At 74.4% G+C, this 17,633-nt stretch carries 15 protein-coding genes and 1 riboswitch; of the genes, 6 read left to right on the top strand and 9 right to left on the bottom strand.

What is annotated here, in order from left to right:
- Nucleotides 1–44 precede the first annotated feature (44 nt).
- Nucleotides 45–689 carry a LysE family translocator gene (locus ACA514_RS09615; RefSeq protein WP_375040678.1) on the bottom strand — a complete coding sequence of 215 codons (645 nt, stop codon included), beginning with the start codon at nucleotides 687–689 and terminating at the stop codon, nucleotides 45–47.
- A 53-nt stretch (nucleotides 690–742) separates the two neighbouring features.
- On the opposite strand from ACA514_RS09615, the gene ACA514_RS09610 reads away from it, so the two are divergent.
- The 3 genes from ACA514_RS09610 to ACA514_RS09600 all read left to right on the top strand — a co-directional run bounded on the left by ACA514_RS09610 (nucleotide 743) and on the right by ACA514_RS09600 (nucleotide 5,446).
- Nucleotides 743–2,101 (top strand): PLP-dependent aminotransferase family protein, encoded by a 1,359-nt coding sequence (locus ACA514_RS09610; protein ID WP_375040677.1) that lies wholly within the window; start codon nucleotides 743–745, stop codon nucleotides 2,099–2,101.
- 172 nt (nucleotides 2,102–2,273) lie between these two features.
- Nucleotides 2,274–3,923, top strand: coding sequence for an ATP-binding cassette domain-containing protein (locus tag ACA514_RS09605; RefSeq protein WP_375040676.1), 1,650 nt, complete (start codon nucleotides 2,274–2,276; stop codon nucleotides 3,921–3,923).
- 86 nt (nucleotides 3,924–4,009) lie between these two features.
- A complete protein-coding gene (locus ACA514_RS09600; protein ID WP_375040675.1) occupies nucleotides 4,010–5,446 on the top strand; it encodes an aminotransferase class V-fold PLP-dependent enzyme in 1,437 nt (478 codons plus the stop codon).
- A 68-nt stretch (nucleotides 5,447–5,514) separates the two neighbouring features.
- Here ACA514_RS09600 and ACA514_RS09595 read toward each other — a convergent pair whose 3' ends face one another.
- Nucleotides 5,515–8,013: a sugar phosphate nucleotidyltransferase gene (locus ACA514_RS09595; protein ID WP_375040674.1), complete on the bottom strand. Its 2,499-nt coding sequence runs from the start codon at nucleotides 8,011–8,013 to the stop codon at nucleotides 5,515–5,517.
- Nucleotides 8,010–8,609, bottom strand: coding sequence for a CDP-alcohol phosphatidyltransferase family protein (locus ACA514_RS09590; RefSeq protein WP_375040704.1), 600 nt, complete (start codon nucleotides 8,607–8,609; stop codon nucleotides 8,010–8,012). The genes ACA514_RS09595 and ACA514_RS09590 overlap by 4 nt, the downstream gene beginning before the upstream one ends.
- 204 nt (nucleotides 8,610–8,813) lie before the next feature.
- Between ACA514_RS09590 and ACA514_RS09585 the strand changes: the two genes are divergently transcribed.
- A complete protein-coding gene (locus tag ACA514_RS09585; protein WP_375040673.1) occupies nucleotides 8,814–9,347 on the top strand; it encodes an NUDIX hydrolase in 534 nt (177 codons plus the stop codon).
- Here the strand turns inward: ACA514_RS09585 and ACA514_RS09580 are convergent.
- The 3 genes from ACA514_RS09580 to tsaA form a co-directional block, all read right to left on the bottom strand.
- On the bottom strand, nucleotides 9,334–10,503 hold the full coding sequence (locus ACA514_RS09580) for a sensor histidine kinase (RefSeq protein ID WP_375040703.1): 1,170 nt from the start codon (nucleotides 10,501–10,503) through the stop codon (nucleotides 9,334–9,336). The two genes, ACA514_RS09585 and ACA514_RS09580, sit on opposite strands and share 14 nt — an antisense overlap.
- Before the next feature lie 152 nt (nucleotides 10,504–10,655).
- A complete protein-coding gene (gene gdhA / locus ACA514_RS09575; protein WP_375040672.1) occupies nucleotides 10,656–12,032 on the bottom strand; it encodes an NADP-specific glutamate dehydrogenase in 1,377 nt (458 codons plus the stop codon).
- Between the two features lie 92 nt (nucleotides 12,033–12,124).
- Nucleotides 12,125–12,547, bottom strand: a complete 423-nt coding sequence (gene tsaA, locus ACA514_RS09570; protein WP_375040671.1) for a tRNA (N6-threonylcarbamoyladenosine(37)-N6)-methyltransferase TrmO — start codon at nucleotides 12,545–12,547, stop codon at nucleotides 12,125–12,127.
- A 96-nt stretch (nucleotides 12,548–12,643) separates the two neighbouring features.
- Nucleotides 12,644–12,757: riboswitch (TPP riboswitch) on the top strand.
- Between tsaA and thiC the strand changes: the two genes are divergently transcribed.
- Both thiC and ACA514_RS09560 read left to right on the top strand, forming a co-directional pair.
- Nucleotides 12,753–14,477: a phosphomethylpyrimidine synthase ThiC gene (gene thiC / locus ACA514_RS09565; protein ID WP_375040670.1), complete on the top strand. Its 1,725-nt coding sequence runs from the start codon at nucleotides 12,753–12,755 to the stop codon at nucleotides 14,475–14,477. It overlaps the preceding riboswitch by 5 nt.
- A gap of 207 nt (nucleotides 14,478–14,684) precedes the next feature.
- Nucleotides 14,685–15,287, top strand: coding sequence for a TetR/AcrR family transcriptional regulator (locus ACA514_RS09560; RefSeq protein WP_375040669.1), 603 nt, complete (start codon nucleotides 14,685–14,687; stop codon nucleotides 15,285–15,287).
- A 4-nt stretch (nucleotides 15,288–15,291) separates the two neighbouring features.
- On the opposite strand, the gene ACA514_RS09555 is transcribed toward ACA514_RS09560, so the two are convergent.
- From ACA514_RS09555 to ACA514_RS09545, 3 genes are all read right to left on the bottom strand, one after another.
- Nucleotides 15,292–16,128 (bottom strand): metallophosphoesterase family protein, encoded by an 837-nt coding sequence (locus ACA514_RS09555; RefSeq protein WP_375040668.1) that lies wholly within the window; start codon nucleotides 16,126–16,128, stop codon nucleotides 15,292–15,294.
- A gap of 96 nt (nucleotides 16,129–16,224) precedes the next feature.
- Nucleotides 16,225–16,728 (bottom strand): DUF1772 domain-containing protein, encoded by a 504-nt coding sequence (locus tag ACA514_RS09550; protein WP_375040667.1) that lies wholly within the window; start codon nucleotides 16,726–16,728, stop codon nucleotides 16,225–16,227.
- Nucleotides 16,729–16,757: 29 nt separating this feature from the next.
- Nucleotides 16,758–17,618: an NAD(P)H-binding protein gene (locus ACA514_RS09545; protein ID WP_375040666.1), complete on the bottom strand. Its 861-nt coding sequence runs from the start codon at nucleotides 17,616–17,618 to the stop codon at nucleotides 16,758–16,760.
- Between the last annotated feature and the right edge of the window lie 15 nt (nucleotides 17,619–17,633).

Here is a 17,633-nt window from a genome sequence, read left to right as displayed (position 1 = left end):
CCGCCGGACGCGCCGGACGGACGGGCCCTGACGAGCCGTCCCGGCTAGGACACGGCGGCGCGCGTGCGGTCCAGGCCGATGCGCACGGCGAGGCCGGCCAGCACGCTGCCCATCAGGTAGCGCTGGACGCGCTGCCAGGCCGGGCGGCGGGCGAGGAACGCGGCGATGCTCCCGGCTCCGAGGACGATCAGGCCGTTCACCGTGATCGCGACGGTGATCTGGGTGAGCCCGAGCAGCAGGCTCTGCACCGCGACGTGGCCGCGCGCGGGGTCGACGAACTGCGGCAGCAGCGACACGTACAGGATCGCGATCTTGGGATTGAGCAGGTTGGTCACCAGCCCCATGACGAACAGCCGCCGCGGCCGGTCGGCGGGCAGCTCCTTGGGCGCGAACGGCGCCGTCCCGCCGGGCCGGAGGGTCTGCCAGGCCAGCCAGAGCAGGTAGGCGGCGCCCGCGAGCTTCAGCGCCGTGTAGACGGCCGGGACGTACCGGAAGACGGTCGTGATGCCGGCGGTGGCGGCGACCACGTAGAGGACGAAGCCGACGGCGACGCCGCCGAGCGAGACGAGCCCGGCGCGGCGGCCCTGCGTCACCGACCGCGACACCAGGTAGATCATGTTCGGCCCGGGGATCAGGACGAGGCCGAGCGCGACGAGGGCGATGGACGCCAGGGCGGCGGGGGAGGTCATTGCACCGATGCTAGTTATCAGTCCAATTCGGTGCAATACTCACATTGCTCTCGGTGCAATCGGAGGACGCCATGGACGACTACCGGAGGGTCGCCGACGCGGTCGCCGACGACATCGCCGCGGGGCGCCTGCGCCCGGGCGACCGGCTGCCGCCGCAGCGCGCGTTCGCCCGCCGGCGCGGCATCGCCGCCTCGACGGCCGCGCGCGTCTACCGCGAGCTGGGCAGGCGCGGGCTGGTGGTCGGCGAGGTGGGGCGCGGAACGTTCGTGCTGGCGGCGGACCGGCGGCCGGGTCCGGCCCTGGCCGAGCCGGCGGGCGCCCGCGTCGACCTCGAGCTGAACTACCCGGTCGTGCCGGAGCAGGCCGAACTGCTGGCCGCCGGGCTCGACCGGTTGACGCGCCCGGACGCGCTGGGCGCGGCGCTCGCCCCGGTCGGCGCGGCCGGCACGCCGGCGGCGCGCGAGGCCGCGGCGGCGCTGCTGGCGGCGGACGGCTGGGCCCCCGCGCCGGACCAGGTGCTGTTCGCGGGCAGCGGCTGGCAGGCGATCGCCGCGGCGGTGGCCGCGCTCGTCCCGGCGGGCGGGCGGCTCGCAGTGGAGGCGCTCACCTACCCGGTGGTCAAGGGGGTCGCGGCCCGGCTCGGCGTCACGCCGGTCCCGGTTCCGGTGGACGAGCACGGGATGGTCCCTGACGCGCTCGCCGCCGCGCACCGCGCCGCGCCGCTCGGCGGCGTCTACGTCCAGCCCACGCTGCACAACCCGTACGGGACGACGATGCCGGAGGCACGGCGGGCCGAGCTGGCCGATGTCCTCGGCCGCCTCGGGCTGTACGCGATCGAGGACCGGGTCTGGGCGTTCCTGCGCGCCGACGGACCGCCGCCGCTGGCGGCGTTCGCCCCCGATCACACCGTCCTCGTCGACAGCCTCTCCAAGCGCCTGGCCCCCGGGCTGAGCGTCGGGTTCGCGGTCGTCCCGCGGCGGCCGGCGGCGCGGGTCGCCGCCGCGCTGCGCTCGGGCGCGTGGGGGCCGGCGGGCTTCGCGCTGGAGGCGGCGGCCGGCTGGATCACCGACGGGACGGTCCAGGCGATCGTCGAGGCGAAGCGCGCGGACGCCGCCGCCCGGCAGCGCATCGCGGCGCGGCGGCTGGCCGGCGCCGCCGTCCGGTCCGATCCGGGCTCGTACTTCTGCTGGTGGGAGCTGCCCGCTCCGTGGCGCGCCGAGACGTTCGTGGCGGCGGCCGCGCGGCGCGGCATCGCCGTCACGCCCGCCGCGGCGTTCGTGGTGGGCGGCGCCGCCGCGCCGCGGGCGGTCCGGTTCGGGCTGGCCTCGCCGCCGGAGGACGTCCTGGCCCGGGCCCTGGACGTGCTGGCGGAGATCGCGAGCGGCACGCCCGACGACGTCTCCGTCGACTGAGCCGCCCCCGCCGGCCGGGCGGCTCCGCTGAACCGGCAGGGCCGTTGAACCGGCAGGGCCGTTGAACTGGTAGGGCCGTTGAACTGGCAGGGCCGCCTCTGGACGCGGGCCCCGGCGTCGTTCATCTTCGTCTGGGGGCGGGCGCGCCCTCCGGAGCGGATGGGGGCGTGGCGTGATCGAGGTGCGCGAGGTCGGGCAGCGGGTGGACGGCGGGCGCCGCACGCTGCGGGACGTGTCGCTGAGCATCGGGGCCGGGGAGCTGGTGGCGATCATCGGCGGCAGCGGGTCCGGCAAGACGACGCTGCTGGACGCGATCGCCGGGGTGCGTCCGGCCGCCGAGGGCGAGGTGCACTACGACGGCGTCGCGGGCTCGCTCGGGTACGTGCCGCAGGACGACATCGTCCACAAGGATCTCCCCCTGCGGCGCACGCTGCTGTACGCGGCGGGCCTGCGGCTGCCCGCGGGGACGGCCCCGGCGGACGCGGAGAGGGCCGTGGACGGCGTGCTGGACGACCTGGCCCTCACCGGGCGGGCGGGGCAGCGAGTGGGGAGCCTGAGCGGCGGGGAGCGCAAGCGGGCGAGCATCGCGGTGGAGCTGCTGACGCGGCCGCGGGTGTTCTTCCTCGACGAGCCGACGTCGGGCCTCGACCCGGCCTCGGCGGCCGACCTCATGCGGCTGCTGCGCGGGCTCGCCGACGCGGGCACGACCGTCGTCGTGACCACGCACCACCCGCCGGACGTCGGTGTGTGCGATCAGGTGGCGGTGCTGGCGCCGGACGGGCGGCTGGCCTTCTACGGCTCCCCGGACGAGGCGCTGGAGGAGTTCGAGGCCGGCGCGGTCGACGACATCTACCTGCGGCTCGCCGGCGCCGCGTCGCCCGGATGGGAGGGCCGCTTCCGGCGCTCCGGCGGAACCGGGCCGGCGGCCGGACCCCGGATCGGCGCGGTGCGGCAGTGGGCGCTGCTGGCGCGGCGCAACCTCGATCTGCTGACCCGCAACCGGCTCACCCTCGCGGTGCTGGCCGGGTCGCCGGTCATGGTGCTGGCGATGTTCGCGGTGCTGTTCCGGCCGGGCGCGTTCGCACCGGAGTCGCCGAGCCCGGGCGCGACCGTGATGATCCTTTTCTGGATCGCCTTCGGCGGGTTCTTCTTCGGGCTGACCTACGGGCTGCTGCAGATCTGCGCCGAGCTGCCCGTGCTGCGCCGGGAACGGCTCACCGGCCTGCGGATCGGGCCGTACGTCCTGGCGAAGGCCGCCGTCCTGCTGCCCCTGCTGGCGGTGGTGGACGCGCTGATGCTCGGCGTGCTGCGCGGCCTCGACCGCCTGCCGCCGATGGGCTGGCGGACGTACGGGGAGCTGTTCGTCACGCTGCTGCTGTGCTCGGTGGCGGCGCTCGCGCTGGGCCTACTGGTGTCGGCCGCGGTGACCGACCCGGCGCAGGCGACGATGGCGCTGCCGATGCTGTGCTTCCCGCAGGTGCTGTTCGTCGGCGCGATCCTGCCCGTCCCGGTGATGGCGGCGCCGGGCCGGTGGCTGAGCTATGCGATGTCGAACCGGTGGGCGTTCGAGGGGCTCGGGCACAGCCTGGGCGTCGAGCGGCTGTGGGCGTCGGGCCGCTCGCCGCTGGGGCCGCCGCTGCTGGCCTCCTACGGCGGCACGTTCTCGCGGACATTGGCGGCCGACTGGGCGGTCCTCGCGGGTTTCGCGGCGCTGTTCCTCGCGGGGACGGCCGCGGTCCTCGCCCGCCGCACCCGGACCTCCCCCGGGCTCCCGCCCCGCCCGTCGGGCAGAACCTCCCGAAACTCAGACGCACCGTCCTGAAAAGGCCATAACACCCCCCTTGCCGACCCTTCTCCGATTTTGGACCGTTCTGGAGAGGGCGGGGCTTTGTACTCGGGGGTGCGCGAATGTCCGCTTCAATCGATTCCTGGGCGGGAACGACGCCCGACACCGACGCCGCGTACGCCTCGACCCGCCGGCTGGACGAGCTGCGGGCCGCCGAGTACCGCCACCTCGACGCGGACGGCCAGGTCTACCTGGACTACACGGGGGCCGGCGTGGCGGCCGGCGCGCAGATCCGCGCGCACGCCGCGCGGCTCGCCGGGCACTGCTACGGGAACCCGCACTCGGAGAACCCGACGTCCAGCGCCTCGACCGGGCTGGTCGAGCGGGCGCGCGCGGCGGTGCTGGGCTTCTTCAACGCATCCCCCGGCGAATACGCGGTGATCTTCACGCCGAACGCGACGGGCGCGTGCCGCCTGGTCGGCGAGGCGTACCCGTTCCGGCGCGGGACCCGGCTGGTGCTCACCGGCGACAACCACAACTCGGTGAACGGGATCCGGGAGTTCGCGCGGGCGCGCGGCGCCCAGGTCGTCCACCTGCCCGTCCGCGGGGCGGAGCTGCGCGTTCCGGGGGACGACGTGCGCGCCGCGCTCGCCCGCCGCCGCGGGCTGCTCGTCTACCCGGCGCAGAGCAACTTCACCGGCGTCCAGCACCCTTTGGAGTGGGTGGACCTCGCGCACGCGCGCGGGTATGACGTGCTGCTGGACGCGGCGGCGTTCGTCCCCGCCAACCGCCTCGACCTGAGCCGGACGCGGCCCGACTTCGTCCCGGTCAGCTGGTACAAGGTGTTCGGCTACCCGACCGGCGTCGGGGCGCTGGTCGCGCGGCGTGCGGCGCTCGCCCGGCTGCGCCGCCCCTGGTTCTCGGGCGGGACGATCCAGGCGGTCAGCGCGCTCGGCGGCTGGCACGTCCCGGCCGGCGACGAGACCGCGTTCGAGGACGGCACCCTGAACTTCCTGTCGATCCCGGACGTGGAGTTCGGCATCCGCTGGATCGAGGACATCGGCGTCGACCTGATCCACCGCCGGGTCGCCCGCCTCACCTCCTGGCTCCTGCACCGCCTCGCCGGGCTGCGGCACGCCGGCGGCTCCCCCGTGATCCGCGTGTACGGCCCCGCCGGCACGGACCGGCGCGGCGGCACCGTCGCGTTCAACGTGCTCGACCGGCGGGGCCGGATCGTGGACGAGCGGATCATCGCCCGCGACACGGCCGCCGCCGGCATCTCCGTCCGCACCGGCTGCTTCTGCAACCCGGGCGCCGGGGAGGGCGCCTTCCGCATCTCCGAGCGCGCGCTGCGCGACCGCAGGACGCTGCACGGCGGCACGCGGACCCTCGACGAGTACCTCGACCTGCTGCACCTGCCGAGCGGCGGCGCCGTCCGCGCCTCGCTCGGCCTGGTGTCCGACGTCGCGGACGTCGAGCGCCTCGTCACCTTCCTGGCGGAGACCTACGGCGACCGGGAGCCCGACGCGACGGGCCTGAAGCCGCGCGAGCGCTGCTGACCCGCCCACGCGCCCGCGCGAGGAGCCCGCGCGTTCCACCGCCCTATGAGCCCGCGCGTTCCACCACCCTATGAGCCCGCGCGTTCCACCACGACGGCCCACTCCTCCAGCAGTTCCTGCGCGACGTCGGCGTCCGGCCCCTCGGCCCACAGGTGCGTGACGGCCTCCGCCGGGTCGGGCAGCACGAGCACCCAGCCGCCGTCGTCCTCCACCACGCGGACCCCGTCGGTGGTGTCGAGGGTGCGGCTCCCGGCGGCCTCCACGACGTGCCGCATGACGCTGCCCTTCGCCGCCCACGGCGTCGGGACGGACCGCCGCAGCAGGTGCGCGACGGGGATCCGCCGGTCGATCTGCGACAGCGTCAGCCGCGTCCGCGCCACGAGCCCGACCAGCCGGACGAACGCCGCGATCCCGTCCACCGTGCCGCTGAACTCCGGCATCAGGAACCCGCCCCGGCCGTCGCCGGCGAAGACCACGTCGGGCCTGGCCGCGGCCTTGGTGAGCACGTCCTGCGAGGTGGACGTCCACTCCACCTGGACGCCGTGGAACCGGCAGACCTGCTCGGCCACCCGCGTCGTGGTCACCGGCAGGGCGACGCGCCCGCCGCGCCGCTCGGCGGCCACCAGGTCCAGCATGACCAGCAGCGCCCGGTCGTCGGCGACCAGCTCGCCGTTCTCGTCCACCAGCGAGATCCGCTCGCCGACCGGATCGAACCGGACGCCGAACGCGGCCCGCGACGACGACACGAGCGCGCCGAGCCGCTCCAGGTCGCGCATCCGCTCCGGGAGCGTCTCGGTGGGGTTGGCCTCGTCCAGCGCGTTGTTGCGGGTCAGCACCTCCACCCCGACGCGGCCGAGCAGGCTCGGCAGCACCAGCGACGCGACGCCGCCCGCGCAGTCGAGCACGATCTTCAGCCCGGCGTCGCGGACGCCGCTGATGTCGATGCGGCGCAGCAGGTCGCGGGTGTAGGTCTCCACCACGCGCGGCGGGTAGGTCAGCTCGGCGATCTCGCCGGGGAACGCGCGCCGGTACTCCTGCCGCCCGAACACCCGCTCCAGCTTGCGCTGCGCGGCCTGCGACAGGTCGGCGCCGTCGGGGTCGAGGAACAGGATGTCGACGCCCTGCGGGTCGCCGAGCGTGGTGCGGATGTAGATGCCGCCCGCGCAGTCCTCCCGGCCGGTCTCGAACCGGGCGACGGTCAGCGGCGTCGCCTCCAGGTCCTGCACGTTGATCGCGCTGGCGGTCAGCGCGCTGATCACCGCGCGCTTGAGCGTGCGGGCGGCGCGCGAGACGTCGCGGCCGGTGACGACCGTGGTGCCCTTCTTCAGCGTCGTGGCGTACGCGCTGGCCAGCCGCACCGCCAGCTCCGGCGTGATCTCGACGTTGACCAGCCCGGAGACGCCGCGCGGGCCGAACAGGTTGCGCTGCCCGCGCGACTCCCAGATCACGCTGGTGTTGACGACCGCGCCCGCCTCGATCGTCTTGAACGGGTACACCTTCACGCCGCTGGAGACGTACGCCTCCGCCTCGATGACGCACTCGTCCCCGATGATCGCGCCCTCCTCGACGCGGGCGCCCGCCATGATGTCGGTGTTCTTGCCGACGACGCAGCCGCGCAGGTTCGTCGACGGCGCGATGAACACGTTGTCGTGGACGATCGCGCGGTGCAGGAACGCGCCCTCCTTCACCACGACGTTGCTGCCGAGCACGGTGTACTCGCGCAGCTCGACGCCCGCCTCGACCTTCGCGTAGTCGCCGATGTACAGCGGGCCCTTCAGGACGGCCTCCGCGTCGACCTCGGCGCCCTCGGCGACCCACACGCCCGGCGACATCTCGAACCCGTCCAGCTCGATGCCGACCTGCCCGGACAGCATGTCGGCCTGCGCCTTCAGGTAGCTCTCGTGGGTGCCGACGTCCTCCCAGTAGCAGTCGGCGACGTACCCGAACAGCGGCGCGCCCTCGGCCAGCAGCTTGGGGAACACGTCGCCGGACCAGTCGACGGACTCGCCCGCCGCGACGTGGTCGAGGACCTCCGGCTCCATCACGTAGATGCCGGTGTTGACGGTGTCGGAGAACACCTGCCCCCACGTCGGCTTCTCCAGGAACCGCTGCACGCGGCCCTCGTCGTCCACGATGATGATCCCGAACTCCAGCGGGTTCGGGACCCGCTTGAGGCCGATGGTGACCAGGGCGCCGTTGCGCTCGTGGAAGCGCACCATGTCGGTCAGGTCGATGTCGGTCAGCGCGTCCCCGGAGATCACCAGGAACCGGTCGTCGCGCAGCGCCGCCTCGGCGTTCTTCACGCTGCCCGCGGTGCCGAGCGGCACCTCCTCGGTGGCGTAGCTCAGCGACATGCCGAGCTCCTCGCCGTCGCCGAAGTAGTTGCGGATCAGCGCCGCCAGGAACTGCACCGTGACGACGGTCTCGCTGAACCCGTGCCGCTTGAGCAGCCGCAGCACGTGCTCCATGATCGGCCGGTTGACGAGCGGCAGCAGCGGCTTGGGCTGGTTGGCGGTCATCGGACGCAGCCGCGTCCCCTCGCCACCCGCCATCACGACGGCCTTCATCGGGGGGTCTCAGCTCCCTTCTGCTCGCCGGCCGGGGGCCGCGCGCCCGGACCGGGCGCGCCGTCGGGTGGCGCGCCGCGGCCGGCCAGCACCAGTTGCCGCGTCTGCGCCCAGTACAGGACGGCCGCCCACCAGTACAGCGCCGTCCCCCAGATGGCGAAGGACCACCCGATCACCTTCGCCGTCGTGCCCGCCGCCCCGTCATGGTCGCCCAGCAGCAGCAGCGGGAAGGCGTACAGCAGGCACAATGTGCCCGTCTTGCCGATGAAGTGCACGGGGAGCGTCCCGCCGTACCCGAGCCGCCGCACGATCGGCGCGATCGGCACGATCGCCAGCTCGCGCGCGACGAGCGCGACCAGCAGCCACAGCGGGATGATGTCGCGGATCGTCAGGCCGACCAGGGTCGCGAAGATGTACAGCCGGTCGGCGGCCGGGTCCAGCACCATGCCGAGCTTGCTGGTCTGGTTCAGCGCCCGCGCGAGCTTGCCGTCCAGCCAGTCCGACAGGCCGGCGAACACCAGCAGCCCGAGCGCCCACCAGTCCTGCTCGACCAGCACCAGCCACAGGAAGAACGGGACGCCGACGAGCCGCGCCATGCTGAGCAGGTTCGGCACCGTGAAGATCCGGTTCCCCGCCGCCCCGGCCGTGCCGGCCTCAGTGCTCACCGCTGCGCTCCCCTCCCTGACAGCGCCCTTCGGGCGATGGCCCTGGGGTCCGGGGGTCCGCCCCCGGAGGTCGCGCCGTCCCCTTGATCCTGACCCTACCGGTAAGGGTTTGAAAGCCCCCGATAGCGTCCGCCCATGCGATGGACGGTGCACGGCGAGAGATCGATCTACGACAGCCCCTGGATGGACGTGCGATTGGCCGACGTGGAACTGCCCGACGGGCGGCGCTTCGACCACCATCTCGTGCGGGTGCGGCCCGCGGCGGGCGTGGCGGCGCTCGACGGCGCGGGCCGCGTGCTGCTGATCTGGCGGCACCGGTTCATCACCGGCGCCTGGGGCTGGGAGATCCCGGGCGGCCGGGTGGAGGACGGCGAGGACCCGGCGGAGTCGGCGGCGCGCGAGCTCGTCGAGGAGACCGGGTACCGCGCCGGGCCGCTGGAGCACGTGCTGGCCGTGCGGCCCTCGCCGGGGCTGCACGACGGGATCCATCACGTCTTCCGGGCGGACGGCGCCGAACGGATCGGCGAGCCCACCGACGTGGAAGCGGAGCGGATCGAGTGGGTGCCGCTGGCGTCGGTCCCGGACCTGGCGGCGCGCGGCGAGATCGGGTCCGGAGCGACCCTGTCGGGCCTGCTCTTCCTGTACGCCCGGTCGGTCAGCCGGGGGTGACCGGCTCGGCGCCGGACCGGTCGCCCGCGAACGGCAGGACGGCGGTGACGGTGAACCCGCCGTCCTCCCCGGGGCCCGCCTCCAGGGTCCCGCCGACGCTGCGCGCCCGCTCGATCATCCCGAGGATCCCGAACCCCTCCGGCCCCGCGCCGGAGGGGCCGCGGCCGTCGTCGGCGACCCGCACGACGAGGCCCCCGTCCTCCCGCGCGAGCGTCACCGCGACGCGGCTCGCGGCGGCGTGCTTGACAACGTTGGTCAGGGCCTCCTGGACGATCCGGTACGCCGCGACGCCGACCTCCGGCGGCGCGGCCCCGGCGCCGTCGGCGCTCAGCGTCACCTCCAGGCCGGCCGACCGGGCCGCCTCCGCCAGCCCGGCGACGGCGTCCGGGCCGGGCCGCACGGCGGGCCCGCCGACGTCGGTGCCGCGCAGCACCTGCAGGGTGCCGCGCAGCTCGGTGCGGGCCTCCCGGCAGGTCGCCGCGATCGCGTTCAGGACCTCGGCCAGCTCCGCGCGCTCCACCGGGCGGTCGCCCGCGACCAGGTGCGCGGCGGCGCCCGCCTGCACGCCGATCACGGTGATGCTGTGCGCGAGCAGGTCGTGCAGGTCGCGGGCGATCCGCAGGCGCTCCTCGGCGACCCGGCGGCGCGCCTCCTCCTCGCGGGTGCGCTCGGCGCGCTCGGCCCGCTCGGTGATCGTCGCCACCCGGGCCCGGTGCGATCGCCAGACCTGCACGGCGATCACCACCGACACCACGGCCTCGACCACCGCGATCTGCTCGCGGACGGAGGCGCCGCCCGCCCGCATCGCCATGCCGATCACGCACACGGCCAGCAGGAAGGCGGCGCCGCCGAGCACGATCCGCACGCGGCGCCCGAGGACGGCGTAGGCGAACAGCGCGATCACCTCGGCCGGGACCAGCGCGTGGTGCTGGTACTGCAGCAGGTGGTACGGCAGCACCAGGACGACCAGGGCGATCAGCGCCGTCGTGGGCCGGCCCCTGATCACCGCGAGGGGGGCGTGCGCGGCGAGCAGCAGGAACGCGCCCGCGGCGTCCAGCGCCCGCACCCCGGGCCATGCCACCGCGACCGCGAGCGCCGCCACCGCGAGCGCCGCCGCCCACAGGGCGTCTCGGGTCGCCGGGGCGAATCGGGGCATCGTCACCACGGGCCCATCCTCCCCGACGGCGCGCCGTCCGCGCATCCGGCCCGCGCCCGTGCTGCCCCGTGCCACGTGCGCCCGCGCCGTGTCGCGTCCGTCCGGCGCCGTTCCGGGTGCCGGCGGCGCGTGGGCGGGCGGGACCAGGCGGGTCAGATGAGGCCCTGGGCGAGCATCGCCTCGGCGACGCGCTCGAACCCGGCGATGTTGGCGCCGACGACGTAGTTCCCGGGCGCGCCGTAGCGCTCGGCGGTCTCGTCGCAGGTGTTGTGGATCCGCGTCATGATCCCCGCCAGCTCCGCCTCGGCCTGCGCGAACGTCCACATCTCGCGGCCCGCGTTCTGCCGCATCTCCAGGGCGCTGACCGCGACGCCGCCGGCGTTGGCGGCCTTGCCCGGCCCGAACGCCACGCCGGCCTCCTGCAGCACGTGGACCGCGTCCGGCGTGGCCGGCATGTTGGCGCCCTCGGAGACCGCCTTCACGCCGTTGCGGACCAGCACCCGCGCGGCCTGGACGTCCAGCTCGTTCTGCGTCGCGGACGGCAGCGCGATGTCGGCCGGCACGTCCCACACGCTGCCGCCCCGGACGAACCGGGCGGACCCGCCGCGCCGCTCGGCGTAGTCGGAGACGCGGCCCCGCTCGACCTCCTTGACCTGCTTGAGCAGGTCGAGGTCGATGCCCTTCTCGTCGACGACGTAGCCGCCCGAGTCGGAGACGGTGACGACGTTCGCGCCGAGCTGCTGGGCCTTCTCGATGCTGTAGATCGCGACGTTGCCGGATCCGGACACGGTGACGGTCTGGCCGTCCAGGTCCTCGCCGCGCTTGTGCAGCATCTCGGCGGTGAAGAGCACGTTGCCGTACCCCGTCGCCTCCGTGCGGCACGCCGAGCCGCCCCACGGCTGGCCCTTGCCGGTCAGGACGCCCGCCTCCCAGCGGTTGCTGATCCGCCGGTACTGCCCGAACAGGAAGCCGATCTCCCGGCCGCCGACGCCGATGTCCCCGGCGGGGACGTCGGTGTCCGCGCCGATGTGGCGCTGCAGCTCGGTCATGAACGACTGGCAGAACCGCATCACCTCGCCGTCGGAGCGGCCGCGCGGGTCGAAGTCGCTGCCGCCCTTGCCGCCACCGATGCCGAGCCCGGTCAGCGCGTTCTTGAAGATCTGCTCGAAGCCGAGGAACTTCACGATGCCGAGGTTCACGGTCGGGTGGAAGCGCAGCCCGCCCTTGTACGGGCCGAGCGCGCTGTTGAACTCGACCCGGAACCCCCGGTTGACGTGCACCGCGCCGGAGTCGTCCGTCCACGGCACGCGGAAGACGATCTGCCGCTCCGGCTCGACGATCCGCTCCAGCAGCCCCGATCCGGCCAGTTCCGGCCGGGCCGCGACCGCCGGTCCGAGCGAGTCGAGCACCTCGTGGACGGCCTGGTGGAACTCGGGCTCGCCCGGGTCGCGCACCAGCACCCGCTCGTAGATCCTCTCGAGCACGGTGTGCGTGCCGGTCGCGCTCGGCGTCCGGGGGGCTGCGGGCATGCGGCGGTCCTTCCTCACACGGCGGTCACGGCATCGTGATCATGCGTTCCCACTCTAGGCCGTGGCCCGGACCGCGGCCGCGCACGGGCAGGTCAAAGCTCCGGAACGGCACCGATCACGGGCTTGACGTCGAGCACCGGGGTGCCGTCGAGCGCCTCCAGCCCGCGCACGCGCAGCCGCCGCCCGACGACCTGGAGGATCTCCACCGGGTGCAGGCCGATCGGGTTCGGGCGGGCCGGGGAGCGGGTGGCGAACACGCCGGTCTCCGGGTTGGCCGGGTCGTCGCGCGGCCGGGTCCGCAGCACGTCGCGCGGCGCCAGGTGCAGCCAGGTCAGCACGATGACCCGGTCGCCGGCGCGCAGCCCCTCCAGCGCGGCGGAGCAGGACGGCTCGAAGACCAGCCACGCGTCGGGCGCGCCCTCCGTCCCCTGTTTGGGCGCGTCGGCCCGGTCCGTCAGCTCCGACGACACGTGCCCGACCGGCGTGAGGGCGAAGTCCCCCTGGAGGTTGCGCATGCCCCGATCATCCCAGCCGGAGGCCGTCCGCGCGGGCGCGTTCTAACCCATCGGCCGCGGTTGCGGCAACGGGGGTGCGCCGGGTTAGCGTCGGGCACGACAGATCGCGGGGGCCCGGCGAACCGGGCTGAGATAGCGGCTGGGACGGCCGCTGACCGCATGAACCTGACCGGGTAATGCCGGCGTAGGGAGAGATCGAGTCGTCATGACCGAATCCGTGGTTCCAGCTGCCCGCAAGACCTACCTCCAGGGCTCCCGGCCCGGGATGCGCGTCCCCATGCGGGAGGTGCCGCTGACCAACGGCGACGTCGTCGTCCTGTACGACACGTCCGGGCCGTACACCGACCCCGAGCACGAGACCGACGTCCGCAGGGGCCTGCCCGCGCTGCGGGAGGCGTGGATCGCCGAACGCGGCGACACCGAGCCGTACGAGGGCCGGCCGGCGCGCCCCGAGGACGACGGGCGCCGCTCCGCGCCCGTGTCCGACGGGCTGCTCCCCCGCCGGCCGCGCCGGGCGAGCGGCGGCGCGGTGACCCAGCGCGCGTACGCGCGGCGCGGGGAGATCACCGCCGAGATGGAGTTCGTCGCGCTGCGGGAGGGCGTGGCGCCGGAGTTCGTCCGCGACGAGCTCGCGGCGGGGCGGGCGGTGCTGCCCGCGAACGTCAACCACCCGGAGATCGAGCCGATGATCATCGGCCGGAACTTCCTGGTGAAGGTGAACGCCAACATCGGCAACTCCGCGGTGGCGTCCTCGATCGAGGACGAGGTCGAGAAGATGACGTGGGCGACCCGCTGGGGCGCCGACACGATCATGGACCTGTCGACCGGCCGGGACATCCACACCACCCGCGAGTGGATCCTGCGCAACTCGCCGGTGCCCGTCGGGACCGTCCCGCTGTACCAGGCGGTGGAGAAGGCCGGCGGCGACCCGGCCGAGCTGACCTGGGAGGTCTTCCGCGACACCGTGATCGAGCAGGCCGAGCAGGGCGTCGACTACATGACCGTGCACGCGGGCGTGCTGCTGCCCTACGTGCCGCTGACGGCGCGGCGCAAGACCGGCATCGTCTCGCGCGGCGGGTCGATCATGGCGGCGTGGTGCCTGGCGCACCACGAGGAGAACTTCCTCTACACGCACTTCCGCGAGCTGTGCGAGATCTTCGCGGCCTACGACGTCACCTGGTCGCTCGGCGACGGGCTGCGCCCGGGCTGCATCGCCGACGCCAACGACGAGGCGCAGTTCGCGGAGCTGCGGACGCAGGGCGAGCTCACGAGGATCGCGGCCGGGTTCGACAACCAGGTGATGAACGAGGGCCCGGGCCACGTCCCGATGCACAAGATCAAGGAGAACGTGGACCTGCAGCAGGAGTGGTGCGACGGCGCGCCGTTCTACACGCTCGGGCCGCTGACCACCGACATCGCGCCCGGCTACGACCACATCACCTCGGCGATCGGCGCCGCGATGATCGGCTGGCACGGCACCGCGATGCTCTGCTACGTCACGCCGAAGGAGCACCTCGGGCTGCCCGACCGCGACGACGTCAAGGCCGGTGTGATCGCCTACAAGATCGCCGCGCACGCCGCCGACCTGGCCAAGGGGCATCCGGGCGCGCAGGCGTGGGACGACGCGCTGTCGGACGCGCGGTTCGACTTCCGCTGGGAGGACCAGTTCGACCTGTCGCTCGACCCGGACACCGCGCGGGAGTTCCACGACGCGACGCTCCCGGCCGCGCCCGCGAAGACCGCGCACTTCTGCTCGATGTGCGGGCCGCACTTCTGCTCGATGAAGATCACCCGGGACGTCCGCCGGTACGCCGGCGAGCGCGGGCTCGCCGAGGAGGAGGCGCTCGCCGCCGGGATGCGGGAGAAGGCCGGCGAGTTCCGGGCCGCCGGCGGGCGGGTCTACCTGCCGCTGGCGCCCGGCGCGTCCTGACGGGCCCCGGATCGCCGTGATCCCGTCCACCGGGCCCGTCGCGGAGCGTCTCCCGCGGCGGGCCCCGGCCGCCCCCCTCCTGACGCGGACGCCTGCCCGGAGCCGTCGCCACGTGCTGCCACTAGACTTCGGGGAACGTTCCAACACCGCGGACCGCCCCCTCCCCGCCGCGGCTCCGCATGCGTCAGGGAAGGACCGGGGAACCAGGTGACCAGCGACGACACGCCGCGCACCCGCGCGCCGCGCGCGGACGTCCGGCGCAACCGCGCCCGGCTGCTCGCCGCCGCGCGCGAGATGTTCCTGCGCGACGGCGCGGGCGCTTCGCTCGAAGGGGTCGCCCGGCTCGCGGGCGTCGGCGTCGGGACCCTCTACCGCCACTTCCCCACCCGCCAGGACCTCCTGGAGGCGCTGCTCGCCGACGCCTACGACGCGCTCGCGGACCGGGGCCGGGAGCTGCTGGAGGCGCCCGACCCCGACCGCGCGCTCATCGCGTGGCTGGGCGAGTTCGTGGCCGCCGTGTCCCGGTTCCGGGGGACGGCCCCGTCCGTCCTGGTCTCGCTGAGCGGCGAGCGTCCGGGGGCGTTCCGGTCGTGCCGGGCGATGCGGGACGCGGGCGAGGCGCTGTTCGCCCGCGCCCAGGAGTCCGGCGCGGCGCCCGCCGGGGCGGCGTTCCTGGACGTGCTGAAGCTCGCGGGCGGCATCGCGATGGCCGCCGAGCGGGAGCCGGGCGCCGCCGACCGCCTGCTGGCGCTCGCCGCGTCGGGCATCGCGCACGGCACGGCGGAGGCCGCGCCGGGCGGGTCCGGCTGAGGGCTCAGTCCCGGGCCGGGACCGGAAGGACGCGGCGCGGGCCCTTGGGTGCGCCGCCGTGCTTGCGCCATTCGCGCGGGTAGCCGACCGACACCTCGATGTGGGGCACGCCGTCGGTCCAGATCGTCCGGGGGATGTGCAGGTGCCCGTATACGACGGCGACGGCCCCGAACCGGGCGTGCCAGCCGGCGGTGCGCTCGGTGCCGCACCACTGCGCGAACTCCGGGTACCACAGGACGCGCGTGGGTTCGCGGACGAGCGGCCAGTGGTTGACCAGGACGGTCCGGGTGCCGGGGGGCAGGGCCGCGAGGCGTTCCTCGGTGTAGGAGAGCCGGGCCTCGCACCAGGCGTCCCGGGTGGGATGCGGGTCCGGGTGCAGGTAGATCTCGTCGGTGCAGACGACCCCGGCCTCGTGCGCGATCTCCAGCGCCTCCTCCTTGGTGCGGGCGCCGTCCGGCCGGAACGTGTAGTCGTACAGCAGGAACAGCGGGGCGACCGTGACCGGGCCGTCCGCGCCGTCCCAGACCGGGTAGGCGTCCTCGGGCGTCAGGACGCCGAGGCCGCGGCACAGGTCGACCAGGCGCCGGTAGCGGGCCTCGCCGCGCAGCGCCACCGGGTCGTCCTTGACCGTCCACAGCTCGTGGTTGCCGGGGACCCAGAGCACGCGTTCCCACCGCGCGGCCAGCGCGCGCAGCGCCCACTCGACGTCGGCGAACCGCTCGGCGACGTCCCCCGCCACGATCAGCCAGTCGCCCGGCGCCGCCGGCTTCAGCGCCTCCACGAAGGCGCGGTTCTCGGGGAACCCGACGTGCAGGTCGCTGATCGCGTACACACCGCTCATCCAGTGATCGTAAGCGCAAAGCGGACGCGGCCCGCGCTCGGTGGCGAGCGCGGGCCGCGGTGCCGGCGGGTGTTCCGCCGTGCCTTCCGCACCGGATCAGCTGTTCTTGCCCCACACGTAGGCGCCGGCGCCCATGGCGAGGAGGCTGACCCAGCTGAACACGGCGCGGACGGTGTTCCAGGCGGTCCAGCGGCCGGAGTAGTCCGACCAGATCTTCGCCGCATCGGCCGCGTGCCTGGGGATGTGCACGCCGTCCAGGTCGTTGTTCATCGGGATGTTCACCGCGAAGCTGGGGAACAGGGCGCCGAGGACGTACACGCCGGCCGCGGCGAGGAACAGGACGCCCGCGGCCTTCTGGTCCATCGTCATGAGCAGGACGCCCGCCGCCACCGCGAACACCGGCAGCAGCATGAACATCCCGACGAACAGCGGGTTCTGGATGCGCTGGTTGATGGTCTGCATGGCGTCGATCGCCGAGGCCGGCTTCGAGCCGTTCAGGCCCGGCATCACGCCGGTGGAGAACCCGAAGAACGTCCCGGCCATGCCGGCGGCCATGATGATGGAAAGGGTGGCCGAAGCGGCCGCGAAGGAGAATTTCATCAGTTCGTCCGATCGGTAGAGGGTGCGGGTCAGGCGTTCCAGATGCCGGTCGCGGCGGTCTCGCGGGCGTAGGCGGCGAAGTCGCGGGCCTCGCGCCCGAGGGCGCGGCGGACGCCGTCGGCGGGCTCGGCGTTGCGGCCGTCCAGGACGGTGGTGAACAGGTAGGTCAGCAGGCCCACGACCTCGTCCGGCAGGTCGTGCTCCTTGAGCGCCGCCGCGTAGTCGTCCGCGCCGACCCGGACGTAGGCGACGTCGCGTCCCGCCGCGCGGCCGATCTCGGCGACCGCCTCGGCGAAGGTGAGCGCGCGCGGCCCGGTGACCTCGTAGACCTCGCCGGCGTGCCCGTCGCGGGTGAGGGCCGCGACCGCCACGTCCGCGATGTCGTCGGCGTCGGCGAACGGCTCGGGCACGTCGCCGGCCGGCAGCACGACCTCGCCCGCGCGGACCGGGTCGAGGAGGTAGTCCTCACTGAAGTTCTGCGCGAACCAGGCTGCCCGCACGATGGTCCATTCCAGGCCCGACTCCCGGACGACCCGCTCGCAGGCCCGCGCCTCCTCCTCGCCGCGGCCCGACAGCAGCACCACCCGCCGGACTCCGGCGGACGCCGCCGCGTCGGTGAAGGCGCGGATCGCCTCCGGTGCGCCGGGGGCGGCGAGGTCGGGGTAGTAGGACAGGTACACCGCCTCGACGTCGCGCAGGACGGGCGCCCAGGTCGTCCCGTCGGTCCAGTCGAAGCCCGGGTCGGCCGCGCGGGAGCCCATCCGCACGGGAACGTCCAGGGCCTCCAGCCGCTCGACGACCCGCCGGCCGGTCTTGCCGGTGCCGCCGAGGACGAGGACGAGGCCGTTCTCCCTGATGGTCCGCGGGGTGTTCGCGGTGCTGTTCGTCATGCCCTTGAGTCAACC

It is taken from the genome of Actinomadura sp. NTSP31 (genome assembly GCF_041951385.1).
In the GTDB taxonomy this organism is placed as follows: Bacteria; Actinomycetota; Actinomycetes; order Streptosporangiales; family Streptosporangiaceae; genus Spirillospora; species Spirillospora napierensis.
Note: the sequence above shows the minus strand (reverse complement) of the source record. Positions and strands in the feature narration are given on the sequence as shown.

Coding starts and splice junctions, on each gene's coding strand:
- ACA514_RS09615 (WP_375040678.1), bottom strand. CDS start 689: ATGACCTCCCCCGCCGCCCTGGCGTCCATCGCCCTCGTCGCGCTCGGC.
- ACA514_RS09600 (WP_375040675.1), top strand. CDS start 4,010: ATGTCCGCTTCAATCGATTCCTGGGCGGGAACGACGCCCGACACCGAC.
- ACA514_RS09595 (WP_375040674.1), bottom strand. CDS start 8,013: ATGAAGGCCGTCGTGATGGCGGGTGGCGAGGGGACGCGGCTGCGTCCG.
- ACA514_RS09590 (WP_375040704.1), bottom strand. CDS start 8,609: ATGGCGCGGCTCGTCGGCGTCCCGTTCTTCCTGTGGCTGGTGCTGGTC.
- ACA514_RS09585 (WP_375040673.1), top strand. CDS start 8,814: ATGCGATGGACGGTGCACGGCGAGAGATCGATCTACGACAGCCCCTGG.
- ACA514_RS09580 (WP_375040703.1), bottom strand. CDS start 10,503: ATGCCCCGATTCGCCCCGGCGACCCGAGACGCCCTGTGGGCGGCGGCG.
- gdhA (WP_375040672.1), bottom strand. CDS start 12,032: ATGCCCGCAGCCCCCCGGACGCCGAGCGCGACCGGCACGCACACCGTG.
- tsaA (WP_375040671.1), bottom strand. CDS start 12,547: ATGCGCAACCTCCAGGGGGACTTCGCCCTCACGCCGGTCGGGCACGTG.
- thiC (WP_375040670.1), top strand. CDS start 12,753: ATGACCGAATCCGTGGTTCCAGCTGCCCGCAAGACCTACCTCCAGGGC.
- ACA514_RS09555 (WP_375040668.1), bottom strand. CDS start 16,128: ATGAGCGGTGTGTACGCGATCAGCGACCTGCACGTCGGGTTCCCCGAG.
- ACA514_RS09550 (WP_375040667.1), bottom strand. CDS start 16,728: ATGAAATTCTCCTTCGCGGCCGCTTCGGCCACCCTTTCCATCATCATG.
- ACA514_RS09545 (WP_375040666.1), bottom strand. CDS start 17,618: ATGACGAACAGCACCGCGAACACCCCGCGGACCATCAGGGAGAACGGC.